The organism is Streptomyces sp. NPDC005266 (assembly GCF_040607655.1).
Lineage (GTDB): Bacteria > Actinomycetota > Actinomycetes > Streptomycetales > Streptomycetaceae > Streptomyces.
Window position 1 is genome coordinate 1 of record NZ_JBEXHC010000036.1, and the last position, 26,285, is coordinate 26,285.

At 71.0% G+C, this 26,285-nt stretch carries 9 protein-coding genes; 4 read left to right on the forward strand and 5 right to left on the reverse strand.

Annotated features, from left to right (window positions below):
• The first annotated feature begins 464 nt into the window (after nucleotides 1-464).
• The 3 genes from ABZU99_RS34045 to ABZU99_RS34055 all read left to right on the forward strand — a co-directional run bounded on the left by ABZU99_RS34045 (nucleotide 465) and on the right by ABZU99_RS34055 (nucleotide 3,105).
• Complete coding sequence (locus tag ABZU99_RS34045; protein WP_356050412.1) at nucleotides 465-1,145, forward strand: DedA family protein; 681 nt, start codon at nucleotides 465-467, stop codon at nucleotides 1,143-1,145.
• A 254-nt stretch (nucleotides 1,146-1,399) separates the two neighbouring features.
• Nucleotides 1,400-2,470, forward strand: a complete 1,071-nt coding sequence (locus ABZU99_RS34050) for a histidine kinase (protein ID WP_356050413.1) — start codon at nucleotides 1,400-1,402, stop codon at nucleotides 2,468-2,470.
• Nucleotides 2,461-3,105 (forward strand): response regulator transcription factor, encoded by a 645-nt coding sequence (locus tag ABZU99_RS34055; protein WP_356050414.1) that lies wholly within the window; start codon nucleotides 2,461-2,463, stop codon nucleotides 3,103-3,105. Before ABZU99_RS34050 ends, ABZU99_RS34055 begins: the two co-directional genes overlap by 10 nt.
• A 56-nt stretch (nucleotides 3,106-3,161) precedes the next feature.
• On the opposite strand, the gene ABZU99_RS34060 is transcribed toward ABZU99_RS34055, so the two are convergent.
• Nucleotides 3,162-4,190 (reverse strand): ornithine cyclodeaminase family protein, encoded by a 1,029-nt coding sequence (locus ABZU99_RS34060; protein ID WP_355954515.1) that lies wholly within the window; start codon nucleotides 4,188-4,190, stop codon nucleotides 3,162-3,164.
• 382 nt (nucleotides 4,191-4,572) lie between these two features.
• Between ABZU99_RS34060 and ABZU99_RS34065 the strand changes: the two genes are divergently transcribed.
• The gene (locus tag ABZU99_RS34065) at nucleotides 4,573-6,723 is read left to right on the forward strand and encodes an MMPL family transporter (protein WP_356050415.1); all 2,151 of its coding nucleotides are present in this window, start codon (nucleotides 4,573-4,575) and stop codon (nucleotides 6,721-6,723) included.
• 114 nt (nucleotides 6,724-6,837) lie between these two features.
• Here ABZU99_RS34065 and ABZU99_RS34070 read toward each other — a convergent pair whose 3' ends face one another.
• From ABZU99_RS34070 to ABZU99_RS34085, 4 genes are all read right to left on the reverse strand, one after another.
• The gene (locus ABZU99_RS34070; protein ID WP_355954509.1) at nucleotides 6,838-7,641 is read right to left on the reverse strand and encodes an alpha/beta fold hydrolase; all 804 of its coding nucleotides are present in this window, start codon (nucleotides 7,639-7,641) and stop codon (nucleotides 6,838-6,840) included.
• Nucleotides 7,642-7,743: 102 nt separating this feature from the next.
• Complete coding sequence (locus tag ABZU99_RS34075) at nucleotides 7,744-7,968, reverse strand: MbtH family protein (protein ID WP_356050416.1); 225 nt, start codon at nucleotides 7,966-7,968, stop codon at nucleotides 7,744-7,746.
• Nucleotides 7,969-8,024: 56 nt separating this feature from the next.
• Nucleotides 8,025-15,266: an amino acid adenylation domain-containing protein gene (locus tag ABZU99_RS34080; protein ID WP_356050417.1), complete on the reverse strand. Its 7,242-nt coding sequence runs from the start codon at nucleotides 15,264-15,266 to the stop codon at nucleotides 8,025-8,027.
• Nucleotides 15,266-26,281 carry an amino acid adenylation domain-containing protein gene (locus tag ABZU99_RS34085; protein WP_356228140.1) on the reverse strand — a complete coding sequence of 3,672 codons (11,016 nt, stop codon included), beginning with the start codon at nucleotides 26,279-26,281 and terminating at the stop codon, nucleotides 15,266-15,268. The genes ABZU99_RS34080 and ABZU99_RS34085 overlap by 1 nt, the downstream gene beginning before the upstream one ends.
• Nucleotides 26,282-26,285: the final 4 nt, after the last annotated feature.

The following is a 26,285-nucleotide window of genomic DNA, read 5'->3' on the forward strand; positions in this document are numbered from 1 at the left end:
TCAGTTGTATCCGCGTCACGTACGACGGTCTACCGGACCAGACCGTTCCACGAAGGCACATCCCGCAGATTGATCACGACTCGATACGTGCCCTAAGCGACCCGCGAGTTGACCGGCACAGCAGAACGCTCGACCTCACCACGCTCGCCACGAGCAGCCCGGTGGCCACCACAACCACCGGTGGCTGCGGCCCACCCCGTGCCTGAACCGCCGTCCTGCCGGAGCCGGTCCAGAATCGGGTTGACGAACGCCGCCACCGCCGGCTCCACACCCACCATCAGTCCGACCACCACGACCGTTTCTCCGCGCAGGACCTCCGGTTTCCCGCAGGATCAACGCTGCGGAGAACACCACCGGGCCGGGCGGTAATCCTCATATCTTCACTGAGCTGCGATTTCTAGCATGGTCAGGCGCCAGGTGCGGGAAGCGCCCCCGGCGCCTGACCGCCATGTTGGAGACCACGCATGCACTGGATGAACCTGGCTCTGCCCCAGGAACCCTCGGACGGCATCGCCGGCTGGGCCGCGGACCTCGTCGACGCGATGGGCGGGCCGGGAGCCGGTCTGGCCATCGCGCTGGAGAACCTTTTTCCGCCGCTGCCCAGCGAGGTGATCCTGCCTCTGACCGGGTTCGCGGCGGGGCAAGGCGTGATCAGCCTGGCCTCGGCGCTGCTTTGGACCACGCTCGGCTCGGTCGTGGGCGCGCTGGTCCTGTACTGGACAGGCATGCTCATCGGCCGCAGGCGCATGCACGCCATCTGGGCCAAGCTGCCGCTGGTGAAGACGTCCGACCTGGAGCGTACGGAGGAGTGGTTCGAGAAACACGGCACCAAGGCGGTCTTCCTCGGCCGCATGGTGCCCATCTTCCGCAGCCTCATCTCCGTTCCGGCCGGGGTCGAGCGCATGCCGCTGCCTGTCTTCGCCCTGCTGACCACGATGGGCAGCCTGATCTGGAACTCCGTGCTGGTGATGGCCGGTTATTGGCTGGGCGACCAGTGGGACGAGGTGGAGGCCTACGTCTCCATCCTGTCCAAGGCCGTTCTGGTCGTGGTCCTGGTGGCCATCGCGGTGTACGTGGTCGTGCGCTTCCGCGACCGCGACCGGGACCGGGACCGGGACCGGGGCAGGCGGCACCGGGCTTCATGAGTCAGGGTCTGCGCCCGGGCCCCTCCGGCCTGCTCCCCGCGCCACCATCCGGGCGATCTTGCTCCGGCCGGGCGGCCGGGCTACGCTTGGCGCCCGTGCAGGGGGATTTAAGCAATATCGCCACCGATGATCCGTTTCCCGGCCCGCCCGGCCTAAGCGCCGGCAAGAACGGCGTCACGATGGCGACGGCACCCTCGTTGCCGCGCAGGATTCCCGGAGCGCTCCTCGGCTGCTGCACGGCGATGCTCGGGTTGATGTACTTACTGATCGTCGGCACGGCCGTGGCGGCCTTCCTTCCGTGGCCGCGCACCCGGCCCCGCGCCCTGGCCGCACTCTTCGCCGGCGCCCGTCGGCTCACGGCGCTGGACCGGGTGCGCCGTTTCGTCTTCTTCGGCGACCGCTTCCCCGAGCACTACAAGGCGTCCGACCAGAAGATCCTGCGCTATCTGGCGGTCCGCAGCTACACGGGGGTGCTGTGCGGCGTTGTGATCGGTCTGTTGGGGGTCGGCGTCATCCTGGCCGTGGTGCTGGCCGTACGGCTGCTCCAGGGCCATCTCGACCTGCAGGAGCTCCTCAGCCAGGCGTTGCTCGGTGGCGTGCTGCTCTTCCTTGACGTGCAGGGCATCTACTCGCTGGCGGCACTGGACGCCCGGCTGGCGCGCGAGTGTTTCGGGCCTTCCGAGGGGGAGTTGCTGCGGCTGCGCATCGACGAACTGGCCACCAGCCGGGCCGCCGTGGTCGAGGCTGTCGACGCCGAGCGCCGGCGGATCGAGCGCGATCTCCACGACGGTGTCCAGCAGCGTCTGGTGGCGCTCGCCATGCTGCTCGGCCGGGCGCGCCGCAGCCGCAGCCGCAACCCCGAGCATGTGGACGCCTTGCTGCACCAGGCGCACCAGGAATCCCAAGAGGTCATCACCGAGTTGCGGGAGGCGGCCTGGCGGGTCTATCCCTCCGCCCTGGACAGCCTGGGGCTGAAGGAAGCACTGGGCGGGGTCTCCGAGCGATGCTCCATCCCCATCCGGATGGATTTCCAGGTCGACCGTACGCTGCCGCAAGCGGTGGATACCGCGGCGTACTTCGTGGTGTCGGAGAGCGTGACCAACGCTGCCAAGCACTCCGGCGCCACGGCCATCTCGGTACGACTCGCGCTACACGGCGCCGTGCTCGTGGTACGGATCCAGGACAATGGCACCGGCGGAGCGGAGCCGGCGGGCAGCGGACTGACCGGGCTGCGCAGCCGGGTGGGCGCGCTCGACGGTCTGCTGCACATCGACAGCCCCCTCGGGGGACCCACGACCATTACCGCGGAGCTTCCATGCGCGTGATCCTCGCGGAGGACTCGACCCTGCTACGGGAGGGATTGGTGCGTCTGCTCGTCGAAGAGGGACATGAGGTCGTCGCGGCGGTGGGCGACGCGGTGACCCTCATGAAGGAGGTCGAGGAACAGACGCCCGACATGGTCGTCGTCGACATCCGGATGCCGCCGACTCACACCGACGATGGGCTGCGGGCCGCGCTGGAGATCCGTAAGCGCTGGCCCGATATCGGCCTGCTCGTGCTGTCGCAGCACGTGGAGCGCAACTACGCGGCCCAGCTACTGGCCTCCAACGCGGAACGGATCGGGTATCTCCTGAAGGACCGCGTCGCCCAGATCGAGGAATTCCTGGACGCCCTGGAGCGGATTCACGCCGGTGGCGCGGCCATCGACCCGGAGGTCGTGCGTCAGTTGGTCATCCGTACCACGCACGGTGACCCGCTCGCCCGGCTCACCCCGCGCGAGCGCAGCGTCCTGGAGGCTCTGGCGCAGGGCCACACCAACACGGCGATCGCTCAGAAGCTGCATATCTCGCTGAGCTCGGTGGAGAAGAACCTCAACACGATCTTCGACAAGCTCGACCTGTCCCACACCACCGGCTACAGCCGGCGGATCCTGGCGGTCCTGCGGTATCTGGAGTCCTGACAGGTGGAGAGGTGCTCGACGACGTGGACCCGCGCCGCGTCGAGCACCTCTCGCCGTCATGCGAAGGAGTACGGATCGAGCGCGTCTTCCGGCAGGTGTTCCAGCCGCACTCGGTCGCCTATGCCGGCCGCCTCGGCGAGTTCGAGGAACACGTCGAAGGCCACGTGGTCCTCCAGCGCGAATCCGGTCGAGTCGAAGACAGACAGCTTCTCCCGCTGTGCCTCGGCGAGGGCCGGGTCGGCGCACAGCTCCGGCAGGTCGGGGCCGAGGTCGCTCTCGTCGAGCTGCTGGCACTCCCCCTCGCGCAGCGCCTGGCCCCGGTGGTCGGGGGTGACGAAGGCGGACTTCAGCACGGACCGCGGCAGCTCGTACTTGCCGATCAGGTCGGCGCCGATGGCGTTGATGTGGACGTGCGGGCGCAGCCGCTCGCCGTGGAGGACCGGGCCGTCCCCGACCCCGACCGAGGTGACGGTGCAGATGATGTCCGAGGCCGCCTCGATCTCCGTGACGGATGCCACTTCCACCTCGATGCCGAGGAATTCCGCGCGCTCGGCAAAGGACGTGGCATGGGCGGGCTCGATGTCGTGGACGAGAATCCGCTCCAGCGGGAAGATCCGGCTGAGCGCATGGGCCTGGGTCACCGCCTGCGCGCCGGCGCCCACCAGGCCGAGCACCCGGCTGTCGGGGCGGGCGAGCAGACGGCTCGCGATGGCGGAGGCGGCGCCGGTGCGGATGGCGGTGGGCAGGATGCCGTCACAGATGGCCAGCAGACGGCCGGTCACATCGTCGTAGCGGGCTATCGTGCCGACGATGGTGGGCAGTTGGTGGGTGGACGGATTCGTGGGCGTGTACGCCACGGTCTTGATGGTGATCGAGTCGCCGGGCTGGTGGTGCGGCATCCATTCGAGGACGGCCGTGTCCCCCGGACCGCGCAGGAATCCGTCGCGTGCCGGGGTGATGCCCCGTCGGTTTTCCTCTCTGAACGCCTCGTCGAGACGGTCGATCATCCGGTCCATAAAAAGGTCTAATCCCTTTTCCTGGACGATCTTGGCAACATGCTGCCGAGTAATGACCGCGGTTTCCATTGTTTCCCCTTGACTGAACTTCACGGTGTGGCAATTACCTGCCGATGGATTTTTGCTCCACCGGAAAGCATGGACCGAAATAGAAACTAATCTCCCCAGTTCCCCCGGTCAAGTTTTTTTCCTGGGCGAGTACGGGTTCCCGCAGCTGCCACACTGAGGTTTCCCACAGGCTGAGGGTTGCGGGAAACAATGGCTGCCGAGGCGGTTTACCTCGTATCCATGTCCGGGTCGCGGAACTAGCGTTTTGACGTCACAACCCCGGTAGCCGCCCCAGCGGTTCCGCAACACTGGAAGGACGCAGACGGTGCGAAAGAAACCGGCAACGCTACGGGTCGCGCGATGGAGCGCCACACATCCGTGGTCCGCGATAGGACTGTGGGTCGTGTTCGTGGCCCTGTGTCTCTTCCTGGGCGGCGCCGCCGGCACGAATAAACTCGATGCCGACGAGTCCGGGGTCCGGGAGTCGGGGCGAGCGGGCAAGATCGTCTCTTCGGGGGACTTCACCGAGAAGGCCGAGGAGAACGTGCTCATCACCGCCGACTCCGGCGGGAGGCTGGACGAGCGGACAGCGCAGCGGGCGGCGAAGGACGTCACCGACCGGATGAAGGCGCTTCCCGAGGTGGAGAGCGTCGGTGAGCCGGTCCCCGCGCCGAACGGCAAGGCCCTGCTGGTGCCGGTGACGATGAAGGGTGACAAGGACGACGCCGTCAACCGGGTGGTGCCGCTGCTCGACGCGAGCGCCGAGGCCGATCGTGAGCACGATGGGCTCAGGATCGAACAGGTGGGCACGGGCTCGACGGCGAAGGGCATGTCGGACACCATCGGCAAGGACTTCAGGAAGGCGGAGCTGATCAGCGTTCCGCTGACCCTGCTGATCCTGCTCGTGGTCTTCGGCGCGATCATCGCCGCCGGAGTGCCCGTGCTGCTCGCCCTGTCCTGTGTGGTCTGCGCGATGGGGCTGTCGTCGCTGGCCTCCCATGTACTGCCGGAGACCAGCGCGGTGAGCAATGTCATCCTGCTCATGGGCATGGCCGTCGGCGTCGACTACTCGCTCTTCTATCTCAAGCGGGAGCGAGAGGAGCGGCGTAAGGGCAAGTCCCATATCGACGCCATCGAGATCGCCGCGGAGACGTCGGGGCACACCGTCGTGGTGTCCGGCACCACCGTGATCGTGGCGATGGCCGGGCTCTATCTGGCCCAGGAGGCGACCTTCGCCTCCCTGGCCACCGGTTCGATCATCGTCGTGGCGGTCGCGGTCCTCGGCTCGGTGACCGTGCTGCCCGCCCTCCTCGCCAAGCTGGGCCGCTGGGTGGACCGTCCTCGGGTGCCGTTCCTGTGGCGGCTCACGATGCGCTCCGGCGAGTCGCGGATGTGGCCGGCGCTGCTGCGCCCGGCGCTGCTCAGGCCGGTTCTCACGCTCGTGGTGTCGGTCGGCGCGTTGCTGCTGCTCGCCCTGCCCGCCCTGGACATGAAGCTCAAGCAGCCCGGCCAGGACGACCTGTCACGGGACATCCCGGTGGTACAGGCGACGGACCGGCTCACCGACGCCTTCCCGAGCGAGGGAACCGTGCACAAGGTGGCGGTACGGGCTCCCGGCGACGAGGCCGACCGGGTCAAGGCCGCTCTGAAGGGGCTGATCGCCCGTACCGACGGCAACAGCCTGTTCGCGCACGACCAGGCTCCGGTGGTCCGCGAGTCCGAGGACCGCCGGGTGCACACCGTCGACGTGGGCACGCCGTACCCGCCGAAGAACCCCAAGGCCACCGAGTCGCTGGAGGTGCTGCGCGGGTGGGTGCCCCAGGCGCTGGACAAGGTTCCGGACGCCGAGAGCGCGGTCGGCGGCGCGGTGGCCCAGGGCGCCGACTTCACGGGCCACTTGGAGGAGCGGATGCCCTGGGTGGTGGGCTTCGTCCTGCTGCTGACCTTCGGCACCATGGCTGTGATCTTTCGCTCTCTGGCCGTGGCGGTGTCCGCGGTGCTGCTGAACCTGCTCTCCGCGGCTGCCTCGTTCGGTGTCCTGGTGGCGGTCTTCCAGCACACCTGGGCAGAGAGCCTGCTCGACTTCGACAGCTCGGGCACGGTCGTGTCGTGGCTTCCGCTGTTCCTGTTCGTGGTGCTGTTCGGACTGTCCATGGACTACCACGTGTTCGTGGTCAGCCGGATCCGGGAGTCGGCAGTGGACGGCGTCTCCGTGAAGGACTCCGTACGTGAGGGCATCACCCGCTCGGCGGGCGTCGTGACCAGTGCCGCGATCGTCATGGTGGCCGTGTTCGCGATCTTCGGCACGCTCAACGCGGTCGAGTTCAAGCAGCTGGGCGTGGGGCTCGCGGCGGCCATCCTGCTGGACGCCGTGGTCATCCGGATCTTCGTGCTGCCGGCGCTGATGACGGCACTCGGACCGTGGAACTGGTGGCCGGGCGGCACGTCCAGGGCCGGCCGGCAGCCGTCCGCCGTGTCGGGCCCGGCCGAGGACGGGGCCGGGGAGCCGACGGGCCGACGGACGCCGTACGCGCGGCCCGGCCCGGGGCAGTAGCGGCCGGCCCCTGAGCCAACCCCTGAGACGAGGGGGGAGGGTCGTCCGGTACCCCCGGCCGGACACCCTCCCCCCTCCCCTTCTTTTCCTCCGCGTCCCGGTTCTTGTCTGTCCTCAGGCGAGGAACCCCACCATCGTCTTGTTCACGGTCGCGGGGTCTTCCAGATAGCCGTAGTGGCCACAGCCCTCGATGAGTTCGTACTCCGCTCCGGGGATGGCGTCGGCGACCTCGCGCGCCAGATGCGGAGGAGTGACCAGGTCGTCCGCGAAGGCGATGACCTGGCAGGGGACCCGGATGCCGCGGTAGGCGGCAAGGCGGTGGTCCAGCTTGCTCACCTCCATCTGGGCTCGCTGCCCGGGCCCGGCCGCGGGCGACATCTCGAACAGATCCAGCCAGTCGGCCATCGCCTCACTGTCGTCGAGGGTCCGCGGGGACAGCGACTTCAGGGCGCGCGTGACGGCGGCGTACCGGACCGGGAGTTCCACCCCGGCGTCATACAGGTCGATCTCGGCACGGGTGATCGCGGCGCGCAGCGCGTCGGTGCGGCCCCGGGTGGCCATGAGGACGGCTTTGCGCACGAGTTCGGGCCGGGACAGGGCGAGTTCCTGTGCGATGAAGGCGCCCAAGGAGGTGCCGACGATCCGGCAGGGGCCGATACCGAGGTGCTCGATGAGTCCCGCCACGTCACCGACCATGTCCTGAAGGGTGAACCCCTCGGTCCACGCCGATGTCGGCGGTATGCCGCGGTTGTCGAAGGTGATCACGCGGAATCCGGCCGCTGTGAGGGCGGGCACCTGGTGCAGTTGCCACACGGTGCGGCCGCCGCCGGTCCCCTGGATCATCACGACCGGCTCGCCCGTGCCGGCGCCGGCGTCCTCATAGTGGAGCTGTATTCCGTTGACATGAACGAACGGCATCTCTGTCCTCTCAAGGCAAAGGTGTGGCCCGCCCTCTCCGGTACGACGCCTTTCAGGCGTCCCGGCGGGGCGGGCCACACGGCGGTCCGGCAGTACCGCGGCTCAGGCCGTGCCGGCGCTTTCCATGGCCTTGATCAGGCTCTTGGGGCGCATATCGGTCCAGTGGGTGTTGACGTATTCCAGCGCCGCGTCCCGGATGGCCTCGGCGAGGACGGTGCGCCATCCTTCCGGGACCTCGACGAACGCCGGCCACAAGGAGTGCTGTCCCTCGTCGTTGACGAGCACGAGATAGGTGCCCTCGGGGTCCTCGAAGGGGTTGGTACTCATGCGATTCGCTCCTTCTCGAAGGATTCGTAGTCTTCCGCTTGAGCTACGCTCACGGCTCACAGCCGGTCGGCGAGAAAGCGGCCGATGCGTGCCGCGTGGCGGGCGTCGGTCATCAGATCTCCGTGGTTCGAGTCTATGCGGCAGATCTCGATCGACCCGCCCACCAGGGGTTGCCACAAGTTGACATTCAGAAGGGTTTCCCGGTCGGCCTCCGGTTTCCGTTCCGCGGAGACGAAAAGCATGTCCCCGTCGAAGAACTCCGGCGTGAAGCGCCGCATGATGCGGACATTGTTGACATAGACGTCCTTGAGGGCCAGGACGTCCTGGACCTCAAGGTGATCGAGGTGGGCCATGGGGTGATTCCCGGCTTGCAGGAACTCCCGGAAACGCAGCAGAACCCCCTCCTGGTCTGCTAGGAGCTCGGCCATGTCGAAGGTGAATCCCATGGCCCGCAGATTGTTCGCGACGACTTCGTGCTCCACCGGCTCCGAGTGGTCACTGTGCTCCCCCGGCGGATAGGAGTCGAGCACGGCGAGCATCCCGACCTCCTCGCCCTCCGCGCGCAGCCGGACGGCCAGGGCCTGCGCGGTCAGCCCGCCGAAGGACCAGCCGGCGAGCCGGTAGGGGCCGTGCGGCTGCGCGGAGCGGATCCGGGCGAGATAGTCCTCGGTCATCTCGTCCATGGACGCCGGGAGCGGCCCGGCGCCGTCGAGGCCGCGGGCCTGGATGCCGTAGACCGGCACATCGGCGCCGAGGTGGCGGACGAGTCCCGAGTAGCACCAGCTGAAGCCGCCTCCCGGGTGCAGGAAGAACAGCGGCGCGGCCGTGCCGCGGGTGCGCAGGGGCAGCAGCACCCCGGTCGAGTCGCGGTCCGCGGCCTTGCCGTCCGCGCCGTACGCGGCCGCCTCGCCCGTCAGCAGGCGGGCCAGCGCGGCCGGTGACGGGGCGTCGAAGACCGCGCGTACGGGCAGCTCGCCGCCCATCTCGTCACGGATCCGGCCGACGAGCCGGGCGGCGAGGAAGGAGTGGCCGCCGAGGTCGAAGAACTCGTCGTCGGCGCCGACCTCCTCGACGCCCAGGACCTCGGAGAACAGGGCGCACAGAGCGCGCTCCTCGGGCGTCCTCGGGGGCCGCGACGCCGCGCCGGCCCGGTACTCGGGCGCCGGGAGGGCGGCCCGGTCGAGCTTGCCGTTGGGCGTCAGCGGCAACGTGTCCAGGGTGACGAACGCGGCGGGCACCATGTGGTCGGGCAGGTGCCGGGCGGCGTGCTCGCGCAAGCGGCCCGGCTCGGGCTCCTGACCGTGCGCCGCGACCACGTAGGCGGCCAGTCGCCGGTCCCCGGGCCGGTCCTCGCGTATGACCACGGCCGCCCGCGCCACCTGTGGGGCCGCGGTGAGGACCGCCTCGATCTCGCCCGGCTCGATGCGGAACCCGCGGATCTTGACCTGGGTGTCGGTGCGCCCCAGGTAGGTGAGGTGTCCGTCACGGGTGAGGCGGGCCAGGTCGCCGGTGCGGTACATCCGGGTGCCCGGCGGGCCGTAGGGGTCGGCGACGAACCGCTCCGCGGTGCGGTCGGGGCGGCCGATGTAGCCGCGGGCCAGGGCGGCTCCGGCGACGTACAGCTCCCCGGGGACCCCCGGCGGCACCGGGTTCAGCCAGGGGTCGAGCAGCCGCACGGCGGTGTTGTCGACGGGCCGTCCGATGGGGGGCGCGCCGGGCGTCCAGGCGTCGGTGTCCGCCGGGAGCCGGCCCGCCGTCACCACGTGGGTCTCGGCGGGCCCGTAGTGGTTGTGCAGCCGCACGGCGGGGCGGGCGGCGCAGAAGGTGCGGATGGCGCCGTGCGGGGTCAGTGCCTCACCGGCCTGCACCAGGTCGGTGAGGTGGGGCAGTTCGAGCCGCTGGGCGGTGGCGGCCTCGCACACGGCGTCGATGACCAGGTTGGGCGCGTACAGCTCCTGGACGGCCGTGTCGTGCAGCCACCGGGCCAGCCGGGCCGGGTCGCGGCGCACATCCTCGGGGCAGACCACCAGGGTCTTGCCGTGCAGCAGCGCGGAGAGGATTTCCTGGACGGAGACGTCGAAGCTGACCGCGGTGAACTGCGCCACCCGGGTGCCCGGCCCGCCCGGCAGCTGGGCCTGGTGCCAGTCCAGGAGGTTGGCGAGGGCCCCGGCGGGCATGGCCACGCCCTTGGGGCGCCCGGTCGAGCCCGAGGTGTAGATGACGTACGCCGGGTGCGCGGGGTCGAGCGGCCTGGCGCGCTCGGCCTCGGTGACGTCGGTGGCGGGGTGCGCGGCGAGCGCCGCGGCGGTCTCCCGTCCGTCGACCGCGATCGTCCGGCCGGCGACCGCTTCCGGGAGCGCCGCGGCGAGTTCGCGGGTGGTCAGCACGAGGGCGGGACGGGCGTCCTCGAGCATGTACGCGATACGGCCGGCCGGGTACTCCGGGTCGACGGGAAGGTACCCGGCACCGGCCTTGAGGACCGCGGTGAGGGCGGTGACCAGGTCGGCCGACCGGGGCAGGGCGACCGCCACGAGGTCCTCGGGCCCCACCCCGCGGTCGATGAGCAGTCGCGCGAGGCGGTTGGCGCGCGCGTTCAGCTCCGCGTAGCCGATCGCACCGGCCGCGGTTTCCACGGCGATACCGTGCGGGGTGCGGTCGACGGCCGTCTCGAACCGCTCGGACAGCGAGGCGGACCGCGCGGGGCGGGCGGCGCCCTGTACGCCGCTCAGCGCCCTGGCCCGTTCGCCGTCGTCGAGGAGCGGCACCTCGCCGAGCCTTGCCTGCGGCTGGGCCGTCATGGCCTCCAGCAGCCGCAGAAGCCGCGCGACGAGCTGATCCGCCGTATCCCGCTCGAACAGGTCGGTGCTGAATTCAACACCCGCGCTCAGCCCATCGGGGGTGCCGTCGGGGCCGTGCCGCTCGGCGAAGGAGAACAGCAGGTCGAACTTGGCCGTACCGGTGTCCGAGGCCACGCGCTCGACCTCAAGGCCCGGCGCCCCCACGCCGTCCTCGGGGGCCGCCGCGTCCGCCGGCGCCTGCCGCTGCCCCGTGTTGTTGAAGGTGAGCATGGTCTGGAACACCGGGTGCCGGGACTGCGAGCGCCTGGGGTTGAGCGCCTCCACCAGCCGCTCGAAGGGCAGGTCCTGATGGGCGTACGCCGCCAGGTCCGTGTCCCGGACGCGGGTGATCAGCTCACGGAAGGTGGGGTTGCCCGAGGTGTCGGTGCGCAGCACCAGCGTGTTGACGAAGAAGCCGACGAGGTCGTCCAGGGCGTCGTCGGTGCGGCCGGCCACCGGGGTGCCCAGCGGGATGTCGGTGCCCGCCCCGAGCCGGGTGAGCAGCGCGGCCACCGCGGCCTGGACCACCATGAAGGGGCTGGCCTTGGTGGCCCGGGCCAAGGAGCGGATCCGCTCGTACAGCGGTCCGGGCACCTCATAGGGGACGCGTTCGCCGCGATGGGCGGAGGTGGCGGGGCGCGGCCGGTCCACGGGCAGGGCGAGTTCGTCCGGCAGTCCGGCCAGGGTCTGCTTCCAGTAGGCGAGCTGGCGGGCGATCAGGCTGTTCTCGTCGTCCTCCGAGCCGAGCACCTCGTGCTGCCACAGGCTGTAGTCGGCGTACTGGACGGGCAGCGGCTGCCAGTCGGGGGCGGCGCCGGTGCGCCGCGCTGCGTAGGCGGAGACGATGTCGCGGGCGAGCAGCGGCACCGACCAGCCGTCACCCGCGATGTGGTGAACGAGGAGCAACAGCACGTGCTCCCGCTCCCCCGTCTCGAACAGCCAGGCACGCAAGGGGAGTTCACTGGACAGGTCGAAGGCGTACCCGGCGGCGGCGGCGATCTCCCGCTCCAGGCGGTCCGGCGGCACGTCGGGTACGACGGTCAGCGCGGGCCGGGCCTCCCGGCCGTGCAGGACGACCTGGTACGGGCCTTCGGCGTCCTCGGCGAAGACCGTGCGCAGCGACTCGTGGCGCTCCGCGACGTCGACGAGCGCGTCCCGCAGCGCCGTGCGGTCCAGCTCGCCGGTGAGCCTGAGCGCGAAGGGGATGTTGTACGTCGGGGAGGGTCCCTCGAAGCGGTGCAGGAACCACAGCCGGCGCTGGGCGAAGGAGGCGGGGACCCGGTCGGGGCGCGGTGTGATGGGCGCCAGCGCCGTACGGGCCGATCCGGCCGTGTCCAGGGCGCGGGCGAGCCCGGCCACGGTGGGCGTGTCGAACAACTGCCGCACGGCCAGCTCGGCTCCGAGCACCGAACGGATGCGCCCGGCGAGCCGGGTGGCGAGCAGCGAGTGTCCGCCGCGGTCGAAGAAGTCGTCGTCGATGCCGACCGACGGCAGGCCGAGGACCTCCGCGAAGAGGCCGCACAGGATGTCCTCCTGAGGGCTGCGCGGGGCGCGGCCCGGCCCGGTGGCGAGGGCCGATCCGGTGTCGGGCGCGGGCAGGGCCCTGCGGTCCACCTTGCCGTTGCCGGTCAGCGGCAGCGCGTCCAGGACGACGAACGCGGCGGGCACCATGTAGTCGGGGAGTTCGGCGGCGACATGCGCCCGTAAGTCCTCGGGAGCCGGGGCGGTGCCGTGCTCGGCGACGAGGTGGGCGACCAGGCGCCGGTCGCCGGGGCGCGGCTCATGGACGGTGACGACGGTCTGGGCGACGTCGGGGTGGCGGCCCAGCAGCGCCTCGATCTCGCCGAGTTCGATGCGGAACCCGCGCAGCTTCACCTGTTCGTCGGCGCGCCCGAGGTATTCGAGGACGCCGTCGGGGCTCCAGCGCACCAGGTCGCCGGTGCGGTACATCCGGGTGCCCGGTGGGCCGTACGGGTCGGCGACGAAGCGTTCCGCGGTGATGCCGGGGCGCCGCCAGTAGCCACGTGCCAGGCCCGCACCGGCGATGTGCAGCTCGCCCGCCGTGCCGGGCGGCACGAGGCGCAGCCCGGTGTCGAGGACCATCAGCCGGGTGTTGTCCAGGGGGCTGCCGATGGGGACGGCGGCCGGGACCTCCTGACCTCGGGGAAGCCGGTGGCGCACCGCGAACGTGGTCGTCTCGGTGGGCCCGTACACGTCGATGACGGTCGTGTCGGGGCAGGCCCGCATCACACGGCGGATCGACGCGGCGGGGACCGCCTCGCCACCGGTCCACACTTCCTCGAGGCCCGCGAAGTGTTCGGGCGCCTCGTCGGCGACGAGCTGGAAGAGCCCGGTGGTCAGGAACAGTCCGGTGATCTCGTGCTCCGCGAGCAGCTTGCCGAGCAGGCCGGCGTCGAGGTCGCCGGGTGGGGCGACGACGGCGGTGCCGCCGGTCAGCAGCGGCACCCACATCTCGTACGTGGAGGCGTCGAAGGCGTGCGGCGAGTGGACCAGGATCCGAGTGTGGGCGCTGCCGGCGAAGGAACGGTCGTGGACGAGTTCGAGCACATGGCGGTGGGTGGCGGCGACCCCCTTGGGCGTGCCGGTGGAGCCGGAGGTGTGGCTGATGTAGGCGATCTGGTCGGGCTGGACGCGCGTCCGCGGCTCCCACGTTTCCGCCGTCGGCTCGGGGTCCGCCGGGGCGCTGTCGTCCACGACGACCACGGTGAGCCCCAGATCCGCGGCGCGGTCGGCGTTCGCCCGGTCGGTCAGCACCAGGGAGACGGCCGCCAGGCCGGTGAGCTGGCGCAGCCGGTCGGCCGGGTCACGTTCCCGCAGCGGGACGTACGCGCCGCCCGCCTTGAGGATGCCCAGCGCGGACACGATGAGGTCCGCCGAGCGCTCCATGAGCAGCGCCACCGGGGTTTCGGAGCGCACTCCGAGCCGGGTCAGGCGGCGCGCCAGCGCGTCGGAGCGGGCGTCGAGTCCGGCGTAGTCGAGCGCGTCGCTGCCGGTGCGGACGGCGATTTCGTGCGGGGTGCGGGCGGCCTGGGCGCGGAAGGCGTCGGGCAGGCCGATGTCCGGGACGGGGGTGTGCGCGCCGCGGCCGAGCTCGAGGGCGGTGCGGTGTTCCTCGCCGGAGAGCAGGTCGAGCCGGCCGACGGGCCGCCGCGGGTCGGTGGCGACCGAGGTGAGGACGCGGACCACGCGGTCCAGGGCGGCGCGGGCCATGGCCTCGGAGATCAGATCGGGCTGGTGGTCCAGGCGCAGCCGCAGCCCGCCGCGACCGACCGCGACGAGCGCGAGCGGATAGTGCGCGGCGTCGCGGTTGCGGGCGCCGACGACGGACAGGCCGCTCGCTCCGCCGGGCTTGTCGTTCCCGGCCCCGAGCTCCACGGGGTAGTTCTCGAACACCATGGTGGTGTCGAAGAGTTCGCTGGCCCCGGCGAGCCGCCGCACCTCGGCGAGGTCGATCTGCTGGTGGGCCTGGAGCCGGGTCTGCTCGTCCTGGACCCGGCGGACCATGTCCACGAGCGGCTCGCCGGGCCGCAGCCGCACCCGGACGGGCAGGGTGTTGATGAACAGGCCCACCATGGTCTCGACCCCGGCGAGCTCCGGCGGCCGCCCGGAGACGGTGGCGCCGAACACCACGTCGTCGCGGCCGGTCAGCCCGCCGAGGACGACCGCCCAGGCGCCCTGCACCAGCGAGTTGAGGGTCAGCGCACGCTCCCGGGCCAGGGCCGCGAGCGCCTGGTACGTGCCGGGGTCGAGCTCGGTGTCCAGGCGTCCGGGCACGACCGCGGGCCGGTCGCCGGCCCGGGGCGCCACCAGGGTGGGGCCGTCGAGCCCGGCCAGCGCCTCGCGCCACGCGGCCACCGCGGCGTCCCGGTCCTGGTCGGCGAGCCACCGAAGATAGTCGCGGAAGGGCCGCACCCGGGGCAGGCCGCTGTCGTCGCCCCGGGCCGCGTACAGCGCGAGGAGTTCGCGCAGCAGCATGGGGCGCGACCATCCGTCCAGCAGGATGTGGTGGTTGGTCAGGATGAAGCGGTGCCGGCCGTCGCCGAGCCGCAGCAGGGTGAACCGCATCAGCGGCGGCTTGCCGAGGTCGAAACGGCGCCGCCGGTCCGCCTCCAGTACCCGGTCCGCGGCGGCGGTGCGCTCATCCTCGGTCAGCCCGGCGAGGTCGAGTTCTTCCCAGTCCAGGGTCACCTCGTGCGGAATGAACTGGACGGGCCGCCGCAGGCCCGCGTAACGGAAGCCCGCGCGCAGATTGGCGTGGCGCCGCAGCAGGGTGCGGCAGGCGGCACGCAGGGCCTCGGTGTCGAGGTCGCCCTCCAGGTCCATGGTGTCCTGCACGACGTAGACGTCCGGAGCCGCCTCGTCGTACACGCTGTGGAAGAGCAGTCCTTCCTGCAGCGGGGCCAGCGGCAGGATGTCCTGCAGTCCGGACTGCGTCGCCATCACAAGGTCCTCCACTCGTCTTCCAGCAATTCGATCTCGTCCTGGCTCAGCAGGCTCAGGGAAACGTCCGAGACGGTTAGTCCGCCCGCGTCGGGGCGTTCCGCGTGCTCGGTGAGGGCCGTCAGGGCCTGGAACCACAGGTCCGCCAGCGTGCCGACCTCGGTCCGGTCCAGGATGCCCTCCGCCCAGGTCCAGGTGGCGGTCAGTTCGGGTCCGCGCGGCCCGTCGTCGGTGCGGGCGTTGAGCTCCAGGGGGTGGGCGAGCGGAACCCGGGGGTCGGTGCCGCCGATGCCGGCGGCGCTGGCGAGCACGGTCCAGTCGGGGATCGTGGTGCTGCCCGCCTCCTCGACGTCCGCGACCGTGAAGCGCCCGAGGTAGTTGAACGCCACCTGCGGCTCGGGCAGGCCCGTGAACCCCGGTGCGGTGGCCGGGTTGAGATGCCGGGCCAGGCCGTAGCCGATGCCCTTGTCGGGCACGGCCCGCAACTGCTCCTTGATCCGCTTCACTGCCTCGCCCGCGGCCGGGCCACCCGCGAACGCGTCGGTGAGATTCACCGCTCCGGGGTCGAGCCGTACGGGATAGAGGCTGGTGAACCAGCCCACGGTGCGGGACAGATCCGCCGCGCCGGCGACGTCCTCCTCGCGGCCGTGGCCCTCCAGGTCCAGCAGCGTCCCCGCCACCCCGCCACCCGCGCTCCCGGCGCCCCGGCCGCCGCGCCGACGCGCCCACGCCAGGGCGAACGCCGCCAGCAGCACGTCGTTGACCTCGGCGGTGAACACCGACGGTACGCGGGTGAGCAGCTTCTCGGTGACCGCGACCGGCAGGGTGACCGTCAGATGCGCCGCGCTCCCGTACGTGTCCTGGGCCGGGTCCAGCGCCCGTCGGCCCAGACGCGGGTCCCCGGGCCGCAGCACCCCCTGCCACCAGGCGGCCTCCGCCGCCAGCGTGGGCCTGGCCGCCGCCTCCGTCAGCCGCTGCGCCCAGCGGCGCAGCGAGGTGCCCACGGGCTGGAGTTCCGGGTTTCGCCCGGCGCTCACGGCCCGGTACGCCTCCGCCAGGTCGGGTACGAGGATCCGCCAGGACACCCCGTCGACCACCAGGTGGTGGACGAGGAGGAGCAGCAGGCCCGGCGTGTCCGCGCCGCGGTCGAACCAGACCACCTCGACGAGCCGCCCCGCGTCCAGGTCCAGGCGCTCCCGGGCAGCCGCGGTCTCCCGCCGGACGAGATCCCGCTGTGCCCGCTCGTCGAGCCCGGCGGCCGCCACGCGGCGTACCAGGGACGCGGCGTCGACCGCGCCCGGTTCCCGTATCTCCAGCCGCCGTTCGGGGGCGGCGGTCAGCCGGGCCCGCAGGGCACCGTGGTGGTCGAGCACCGCCTGCACCGCCGACCGCAGGTGCTCGTGACGGAGGGACGCGGGCACCTGCACCAGCCGGGACTGGTTGAACTGGTCGGCGGGGCCGCCGCGTTCCAGGAACCAGCGCATGATCGGCGTCAGCGGTACGTCGCCGACGTCCGCTCCTGGCTCCTCCACGGCCACGCGGACGGTTTCGGTGGCGACGTCGGCGAGCGCGGCGACCGTGCGGTGCTCGAAGACGTCGCGCACCGCGAGTTCGAGTCCGGCCCGCCGGGCACGGCTCACGAGCTGGATCGACATGATGCTGTCGCCGCCGAGGTCGAAGAAGCCGTCGTCGATGCCGACCCCGTCCAGCCCCAGGACATCGGCGAACAGCCCGCACAGCGTCTTCTCCCGCTCGGTACGCGGCCCCCGCCGGTCCGCCTCCGGCGTCCCGCCGTACACGGGCGCGGGCAGCGCGCGCCGGTCGAGCTTCCCGTTCAGGGTGAGCGGCAGCGTGTCCAGGACGACCACGGCCGACGGCACCATGTGCTCGGGCAGGGCGGTGGCGAGGTGGGCGCGCAGCGCGTCGGGCTCGGGGGCGGAGCCGGCGCCCGCGGGCGGCACGGCGTAGGCCACGAGGCGTTTGTCACCGGGCCGGTCCTCGCGCAGGATCACCGCGGCCTGGGCGACCGCGGCGTGCGCGGCGAGCGCCGCCTCGATCTCACCGAGCTCGATACGGAAGCCGCGCAACTTGACCTGATCGTCCACGCGGCCGTGGTACTCCAGGCGTCCGTCGGCCAGCCGGCGTCCGGTGTCCCCGGTGCGGTACATGCGGCCCGCGCCGAACGGGTTGGCCACAAAGCGCTCGGCGGTGAGCCCGGGCCGGCCGAGATAGCCGCGGGCCAGACCGGCCCCGACGACGTACAACTCCCCGACGACGCCCCTCGGCACCGGCCGGAGCCGGTCGTCCAGCACATACACGGCCAGATCCGGGATCGGTTCACCGATCACCGAGCCGGGCGACGCGGCGGCGGTGGCCTCGTCCAGGGCGATGTGCGTGACATGCACGGTGGTCTCCGTGATGCCGTACATGTTCACGAGGGACGGGGCGTCATCGGCGTGCCGGGAGTACCAGTCGGCCAGCCGGCCCGGCTCAAGCGCCTCGCCGCCGAAGACGACGTGCCGCAGACGCAGGCGCCCGGCGGCCTCGGGGTTGTCCCGGTCGGCGGCCATGAGCTGGTAGAACGCCGACGGCGTCTGGTTCAGCACGGTGACCCGCTCGTCCCCCAGCAGCTTCAGGAACCGGTCCGGGGTCCGGCTGGTCTCGTACGAGACGACGACCAGGCGTCCGCCGTACAGCAGCGGGCCCCACAGTTCCCACACGGAGAAGTCGAAGGCGTAGGAGTGGAACAGCGTCCACACGTCGTCGGCGCCGAAGCCGAACCAGTGGTCGGTCGCGTCCATCAGCCGTATCGCGTTGCCGTGCGGCACCACGACGCCCTTGGGCCGGCCCGTGGATCCCGAGGTGTAGATGACGTACGCCGTGTCCAGGGGCGTAAGGGCCACGTTCGGGTTGGCCGCCTGGTGCCGCTCGGACTCGGCGAGCACGTCGGGTGTCACGGTGAGGATCGGCCGGGCGTCGGCGACCACGTACGCGATGCGGTCCGCCGGGTAGGCCGGGTCGATGGGCACGTACGCCGCGCCCGACTTGAGTACCCCGAGCACCGCGATCACCAGCTCCTCGGTGCGGGGCATGCTCAGCGCCACATACTGGCGCGGCCCGGCTCCCCGCTCGCGCAGCAGATGGGCCAGCCGGTTCGCCCGCGCGTTCACTTCGGCGTAGGTGAGGGACGTGGTGTCGTACGTCACCGCGATCGCGTCCGGAGTCGCGGCCGCCTGCCGTTCGAACCGGGACACGATCGTGTCGCCGGGGGCGGGCGTGCGGCGGGCGGCGGGCGTGTGGCGGGGCGCGGGCGTGTCGCCGGGGGCGGGCGTGCGGCGGGCGGCGGGCGTGCGGCCGGCAGCGGGCGTGCGGCCGGCAGCGGGCGTGCGGCCGGCAGCGGGCATGTGGCCGGCGGCGGGCGTGTGGCGCGGCGGCGCGGTGAGCTCGCGCCGCTCCACCGGGTCGAGGAGCTGGAGGTCCTGAATCCGGACCGCCGGATCGGCCGCCACCTGCTCCAGCACTCGGACGAAGCGGTCGGTGATGCTCTGCGCGGTGGCCCGGTCGAACAGGTCCGTGCTGAAGTCCAGCGCGCAGCCCAGCCCGGCCCCGGTGGCCCCGGCCGCCTCGGCGATCTCGAAGGAGAGGTCGAATTTCGCCGAGGGCGCCCCGAGCGGTCGCCCGGTGACCGTGAGCCCCGTCTGCGCGCCGATGGGCCGAGCGGCGTTGTTCAGGTTGAGGACGGTCTGGAAGAGCGGGTGCCGGGCCAGCGACCGTTCCGGGTTGACCACCTCGACCAGGCGCTCGAAGGGCAGATCCTGATGCGCGTACGCCTCCAGGTCCCGCGTCCGGACGCGTTCGACCAGCTCGGTGAAGGTGGGGTTGCCGGACGTGTCGGTGCGCAGCACCAGCGTATTGACGAAGAACCCGACGAGGTCGTCCAGCGCGTCATCGGTACGGCCCGCGACCGGCGTGCCTATGGGGATGTCGGTGCCCGCCCCCAGCCGGGTCAGCAGGGTCACCAGGGCCGCCTGCAGGACCATGTACAGACTCGCGCGATGCTGACCGGCGACCCGCACCAGCCGCTCGTACAGGCCCGGCGGCAGCTCGAAGCCGACCCGATCGCCCCGGTAGGAGGCGGCTGCCGGCCGTGGCCGGTCGAAGGGCAGGGCCAGTTCCTCCGGAAGCCCTTCCAGCGCCCTGGTCCAGTAGTCGAGCTGGCGGGCGATCTCGCTGCCGGAGTCGGACTCGTCGCCGAGGAGGTCACGCTGCCAGAGGCTGTAGTCCGCGTACTGGACGGGCAACGGCTCCCAGGCGGGGGCGCGGCCGGTCGTCACGCGGGCCGCGTACGCCGCCGTCAGGTCACGGACCAGGACGCCGCGCGACCAGGCGTCGCCGGCGATGTGGTGCGTCAGCAGGAGCAGCGCGCTGCGGTCGGGCCCTCCGTCGCCGGACACGTCGACGGGCAGGCGGAACAGCGAGGCGCGGATCGGGATCTCGGCGGTGAGGTCGAAGGCGTACGCGGCGGCGTGGCGCATCAGCCGGTCGACGGACGCCTCGTCGGCCACCTCCGCCACGGTCAGCGGCACTTGTGCCTGCCCCGGTGCCAGGACCACCTGATAGGCGCCACCACTCGCGTCGTCGGCGAAGACCGTGCGCAGGCTCTCATGACGTACGACCACGTCGGCCAGGGCCTGACGCAGCGCCTCCTCGTCCAGCGCGCCTGCCAGGTCGAGGGAGATGACCATGTTGTAGGCGTCGCTGGGCCCCTCCAAGTGCTGGAGGAACCACAGGCGTTGCTGCGCATGGGACAGCGGCACCCTGGCAGGTCGGTTCGTGCGTACCACCCGGCCTCGCACGGTGGCGGAGTCGTCGAGCGCGGCCGCGAGTTCGGCGACCGTCGGCGCCTCAAAGACGCGGCGTACGGCCAGTTCGGCGTCCAGGACGGTACGGATCCGGCTGACCAGCTTGGTCGCGAGCAGGGAGTGGCCGCCGAGGTGGAAGAAGTCGTCATCGATGGTGACCGACTTCAGGCCGAGGACCTCGGCGAACAGACCGCACAGGATCTCCTCGCGCGGCGAGCGCGGAGCGCGGCCCGTGGCGGTGTCGGGCCCGTAGTCGGGCGCGGGCAGCGCACGCCGATTCAGCTTGCCGTTCGCGGTCAGTGGGAAGGCGTCCAGGGTGACGAACGCGGACGGCACCATGTAGGCGGGCAGCTGCGCCGCCACGTGCTCACGCAGGTTCTCGCGCGTAGGTGCCGACTTCCGGGTCGGGATGACGTAGGCGACGAGGCGCTTGTCACCGGGCCGGTCCTCGCGGACGAGGACAGCGGCCTGGGCCACTCGGTCGTGCCCCGCCAGGACCGTTTCGATCTCGCCCAGCTCGATCCGGAAACCGCGCAGCTTGACCTGGTCATCGACCCGCGACAGATACTCCAGCTCACCATCGGCGGTCCACCGCACCAAGTCGCCCGTGCGATACATCCGCCCGCCCGCCGTCCCCCCGAACGGGTCGGCTACGAAGCGTTCGGAGGTAAGGGCGGGACGCCCGTGATAGCCACGTACGACTCCCGCTCCGGCGACGTACAGCTCGCCGGACACACCGGCGGGGACCGGCCGCAGCCCCGCATCCAGCACATACACCCGGGTGTTGGCGATCGGCCGCCCAATACGCGGACCACTCGCCCCTTCCGGGGTGACCGGCCACGCCGTCGACCAGATCGTGGTCTCCGTCGGGCCGTACAGATTCGTCACCGACTCGGCCCGGCCGGCCAGCGCCACCGCCAGATCGGCAGGCAGAGCCTCACCACCCACCAGCACCCGCACACCACCCAGCACCGAAGCGTCCTCGGCCAGGACGGCGCGCCACAGGCTCGGCGTGGCTTGCATCACCGAGATCCGCTGCCCCGACACCAGCGCACACAGCGCCGCCGGATCCCGGACCGCATCCCGTTCCGCCACGACCACCGCCGCGCCACTGAGCAACGGTAGGAACAGCTCCAGCCCGGCGATGTCGAATCCGACGGTGGTGACCGCCAGCAAACGATCGTCGCCCGTGAGCTGGAACCGGTCCACCATCGCCACCAGGAAGTTCACCAACGACGCCTGCGGCACCACCACACCCTTCGGCCGCCCCGTCGACCCCGACGTGTAGATCACGTAAGCGGAGGTGTCGGGGGCCGTGGCCTCCCGTACCGCCTCGGCCCCGGACGGGTCGTCAAGCACGGCCTCCACAGCCGGGTCGTCCAAGAGCAGACGCGGAATCGGCGTGGTGTCGGGAAGGTGGCCGGCGGACTCCGTCGTGGTCACAACCAGTGCCGGTGCGGCGTCCTGAAGCATGTAGGCAAGCCGGTCGGCCGGATACTCCGTATCCAACGGAAGATACGCCGCACCCGCCTTCCACACCGCAAGCAACGCCACCACCAGATCCACCGACCTCGGCAACGCCACCGCCACAAAGTGCTCAGGCCCCGCACCACGGTCGGCCAGCAGCCCCGCCAGACGCCCAGACCGCGCCTCCAACTCCCGGTACGACAACGACACCGGACCCGCGACCACCGCCACCGCATCCGGCGTGCGGGCCACCCGCTCCTCGAAGAGCGCCACCGCGGAACGGCCCGGCACCTCACACGCCGTGTCATTCCACTCGCTCAGGATCGACCGGGCCTCGGCCTCGTCCAACAGATCGATCCGGTCGAGCGGGGCGTCGGGGGCGTCGACCATGCCTTGCAGCACACGCAGGTACCTTCTGCCGACGGCTGCCACAGTGTTCCGGTCGAACAGGTCGGTGCTGTACTCCAGCACGCCCCGCAGTCCGTCGGCCCCGTGCGGCTGCTCGGTGAAGGCGAAGGACAGGTCGAACTTGCCCACGCCGGTGTCGGCCGCCACCGGCGATACAGTGAGGCCAGGAATGTCGGCCACGGCCTGGTCGGCGGCCGCTGTGTCCGTGTTGTTGAACGCCAGGAGCACCTGGAAGAGCGGGTGGCGGGCGAGCGAGCGCTCCGGGTTGAGCACCTCGACCAGCCGCTCGAAGGGCAGGTCCTGATGGGCGTAGGCGGCCAGGTTCTGTGTACGGACGCGCTCGATGAGCGCGCGGGCCGTGGGACGTCCGGATGTGTCGGCGCGCAGCACCAGCGTGTTGATGAAGACGCCGACCAGATCGTCGAGTGAGGTGTCGGTACGGCCGGCGATCGGCGTGCCGATGGGGATGTCCGTACCCGCACCGAGCCGGGTCAGCAGCGCCGCGAGCCCCGCTTGGACCACCATGAACGGGCTCGACTGCGTGGCCCGTGCGAGCTCGACCACCTTGTCGTGCAGCCCAGCCGGAATCTCGAACGGGATGCGGTCGCCACGGTAGGAGGCGACGGACGGCCTCGGCCGGTCGTACGGCAGCTCCAGCTGATCCGGAAGGCCCGCCAGCGCGGTGGTCCAGTAGCCGAGCTGACGCGAGATCTCGCTCTCGGGGTCGGACTCGTCGCCCAGGACCTCGCGCTGCCAGACGCTGTAGTCCGCGTACTGGACGGGAAGCCGCTCGCATACGGGTGCCTCACCGGTGGTGACGCGGGCCGCGTACGCCGCCGTCAGGTCCCGCGCCAGCGGGACACGGGACCACGCGTCGCTCACGATGTGGTGCAGGACCAACAGGAGAATGTGTTCGTCGCCGCCATCGAGGGCGAACAGCGTTGCCCTCAACGGCAGTTCTCCCGAATCTTCGGACAGGTCGAAGCCGCGGCGCGCGGCCTCACGCAGCCGGCTTTCGATGTCGGCCCGGCCCGTCTCCACCAATGTCAGCTCGGGCCTCGCCTCGTCCAGGCCGCGAACGACCTGGTAGGCGCCGTCGGCGTCCTCGGTGAAGACGGTGCGCAGGCTTTCGTGGCGTGCGACCACATCGCCCAGGGCCAGGCGCAGCGCGTCAGGGTCCAGGCGGCCGGTCAGTTGGAGCGCGATCGGGACGTTGTAGGTGGCGCTGGGGCCCTCGAACTGGTTGAGGAACCACAGGCGCTGCTGGGCATACGACAGCGGAATGCGGTCCGGGCGCGGGTCGGCCGCGGTCACACGGCGGCGCACGGCATCGGTCGCCAGCGCGCTGGAGACACCGGCGACGGTGGGGGTCTCGAAGAGCTGCCGGATGGGCAGTTCCGCATCCAGGACGCTGCGGATCCGGCTCACGAGCCGGGTGGCGAGGAGCGAATGCCCGCCAAGGCGGAAGAAGTCGTCGTCGACGGTGACCGACTCGACGCCCAGCACCTCGGCGAACAGACCGCACAGGATCTCCTCACGCGGCGACCGCGGAGCGCGGCCCGTGGTGGTGTCGGGGCCGTAGTCGGGCGCGGGCAGGGCACGCCGGTCCAGCTTGCCGTTCGGCGTCAGCGGAAGTGCCTCCAGGGTGACGAACGCCGAGGGCACCATGTAATCCGGCAACAGGCCGGCAGCGTGCTCCCGCAGAGCCGCTTCGGAAACCTTGTTGTGATCCGCCACCGCATAGGCGACCAGACGCTGATCCCCGGGCCGGTCCTCGCGCAGGATCACCGCGGTCTGTGCCACGTCAGGGTGACCGCTGATGACGGCCTGGATCTCTCCCAGCTCAATGCGGAAACCACGCACCTTGACCTGGTCATCGACCCGGCCCACATACACCAGCTGCCCATCGGCGTTCCAGCGCGCCAGATCCCCGGTGCGATACATCCGCGCCCCCGCCGGACCAAAGGGGTCAGCGGTAAACCGCTCCGCCGTTAGATCCGGACGGTCCCAGTAACCCCGCGCCAGGACCACGCCGGCCACATACAACTCACCGGCCACCCCCGGCGGCACCGGCCGCAACGAGGCATCCAGCACATACGCCCGGGTGTTCCAGAACGGCCGCCCGATCGGCACCGGGCCCGCCCCCACCACAGCACCAGGCTCGAGCCGGTAGTCGGTGCAGTTGACCGTCGCCTCCGTCGGACCATACGCGTTCACGACCGTCACGCCCGGATGCGCATCCCGCCAGGAGGACAGGGCCTCCCCCACCAGCGCCTCACCACCGGTGATCAACGTCCCCGACGGCGACACACCCTCCGGCAGCGCCTCCAACAAACCCAGGTGCGAGGGAGTGACCTTCATGAACGACGGCCGACCAGCACGGGCCGCGTGCTCATCGAGTTCGCCGAGGACCACCCGGCCACCACTGACCAGCGGGGTGTACAACGCGGTCACCGTCAGGTCGAACGCCACAGAGGAGTGCAGCAGCGCCGTGCCCGAGGCATCCGGATACACCTCCCGCGCCCGCTCCAGATACGCCCCCACCGATCCGTGCTCAACCACGACACCCTTGGGACGACCCGTCGAACCCGACGTGTAGATCACATAGGCCGGAAGCGACAGCTCCGGGACGTCTTCAACCGGCGTATCCGCACATTCATCAGCCGCTGGGAGAGCCGCCACGTCATCGATGACAAGCACCGGCCGCGCATCAGCCAGGATGTGTGCTCTCCGCTCCGCCGGATACTCCGGATCCACCGGAACATACGCCCCACCCGCCTTGAGCACACCCAGCAGCACCACCACCAACTCCACCGACCGGGGCAGGACCACCCCCACAAAACGCTCAGGCCCAACCCCCTGCCCCATCAGCCACCGAGCCACCCGGTCCGACCACGCGTCCAACTCCCTGTACGACAGGCCACGGTCCCCGGCGACAACAGCCGCCACCTCGGGCGTCCGCTCCACCTGCTCCCGGAAGAGCACAGGCAATGACACACCCCGCACACCCCGCGACTCACCGTTCCACTCGACCAGCACCCGCCCCCGCTCCACCGCAGACAGCAACTCCACGTCACCGATGTGGCCGTTGGGATCCTCCGCGAGCGCGGTCAGGACACGGACGAATCGCTCGGCGATGCTCTGCGCGGTGGCCCGGTCGAACAGGTCCGTGCTGAAGTCCAACGCCCCCTCCAGCACCACACCCCCGTCAACCTCACCGCGACGCTCCGCAAGCCGGAACGACAGATCGAACTTCGCCGCCCCCGCAGCCACCGGCTCACCGGACACCGTCAGGCCCGGCAATGAAGCGACAGCCGACGCCGCGCCCTGCTCCGTGTTGTTCAACGTCAACATCGTCTGGAACAGCGGATGCCGGGAGAGCGACCGCTCCGGGTTGACTACCTCCACCAACCGCTCGAACGGCAGATCCTGAGAGGCGTACGCCTCCAGATCCTTACTGCGGACGCGCTCGAGCAGTTCGGCGAATGTGGGGTCGCCAGACGTGTCCGTTCGCAGCACCAGCGTATTCACGAAGAACCCGACCAGATCGTCCAGCGCGTCATCCGTACGCCCAGCGATGGCCGTGCCCAGCGGGATATCCGTCCCCGCGCCCAGCCGCGTCAGCAGTGTCGACAGCGCAGTCTGCACCACCATGAACAGGCTGGCCCGACTTTCGCGGGCAATCCGCGTCAGCTCTCCGTAAAGGCCGGAGGATAGCTCGAAGGTGATCCGGTCACCTTCGTAGGAGGGTATCGCCGGCCGCGGCCGGTCGAAGGGCAGTGACAACTCCTCCGGAAGGTCCGCCAACGCCTCCTTCCAGTAGGCCAGCTGGCGGGTGATCTCGCTGTCGGCGTCGTCCTCCGCACCCAGCATCTCGCGCTGCCAGATGCTGTAGTCCGCGTACTGGGCGGAAAGCGGCTCCCATCCGGGAGCGTCACCCGTGGTGACACGGGCTGCGTACGCCGCCGTCAGGTCACGGGCCAGCGGACGCATCGACCACGCATCGCTCGCGATGTGATGCGCGACCACCAGCAACACGTGCTCGTCAGCACCCAGCTCGAACAACCACGCCCGCAGTGGCACTTCGTCCGTGAGGTCGAACGGAGTGCGTATCGCACGGTGCAGTTCGTCATGGATGGAGTCCCTGTCGGTCGCGACCACCGCCAGTGCCGCTTCAGCGGCGTCGAGGACCACCTGGTACGGGCCGTCGGCGTCCTCCGCGAACAGCGTGCGCAGGCTCTCATGCCGGGCCACCACATCACCCAGCGCCTGCCGCAACGCG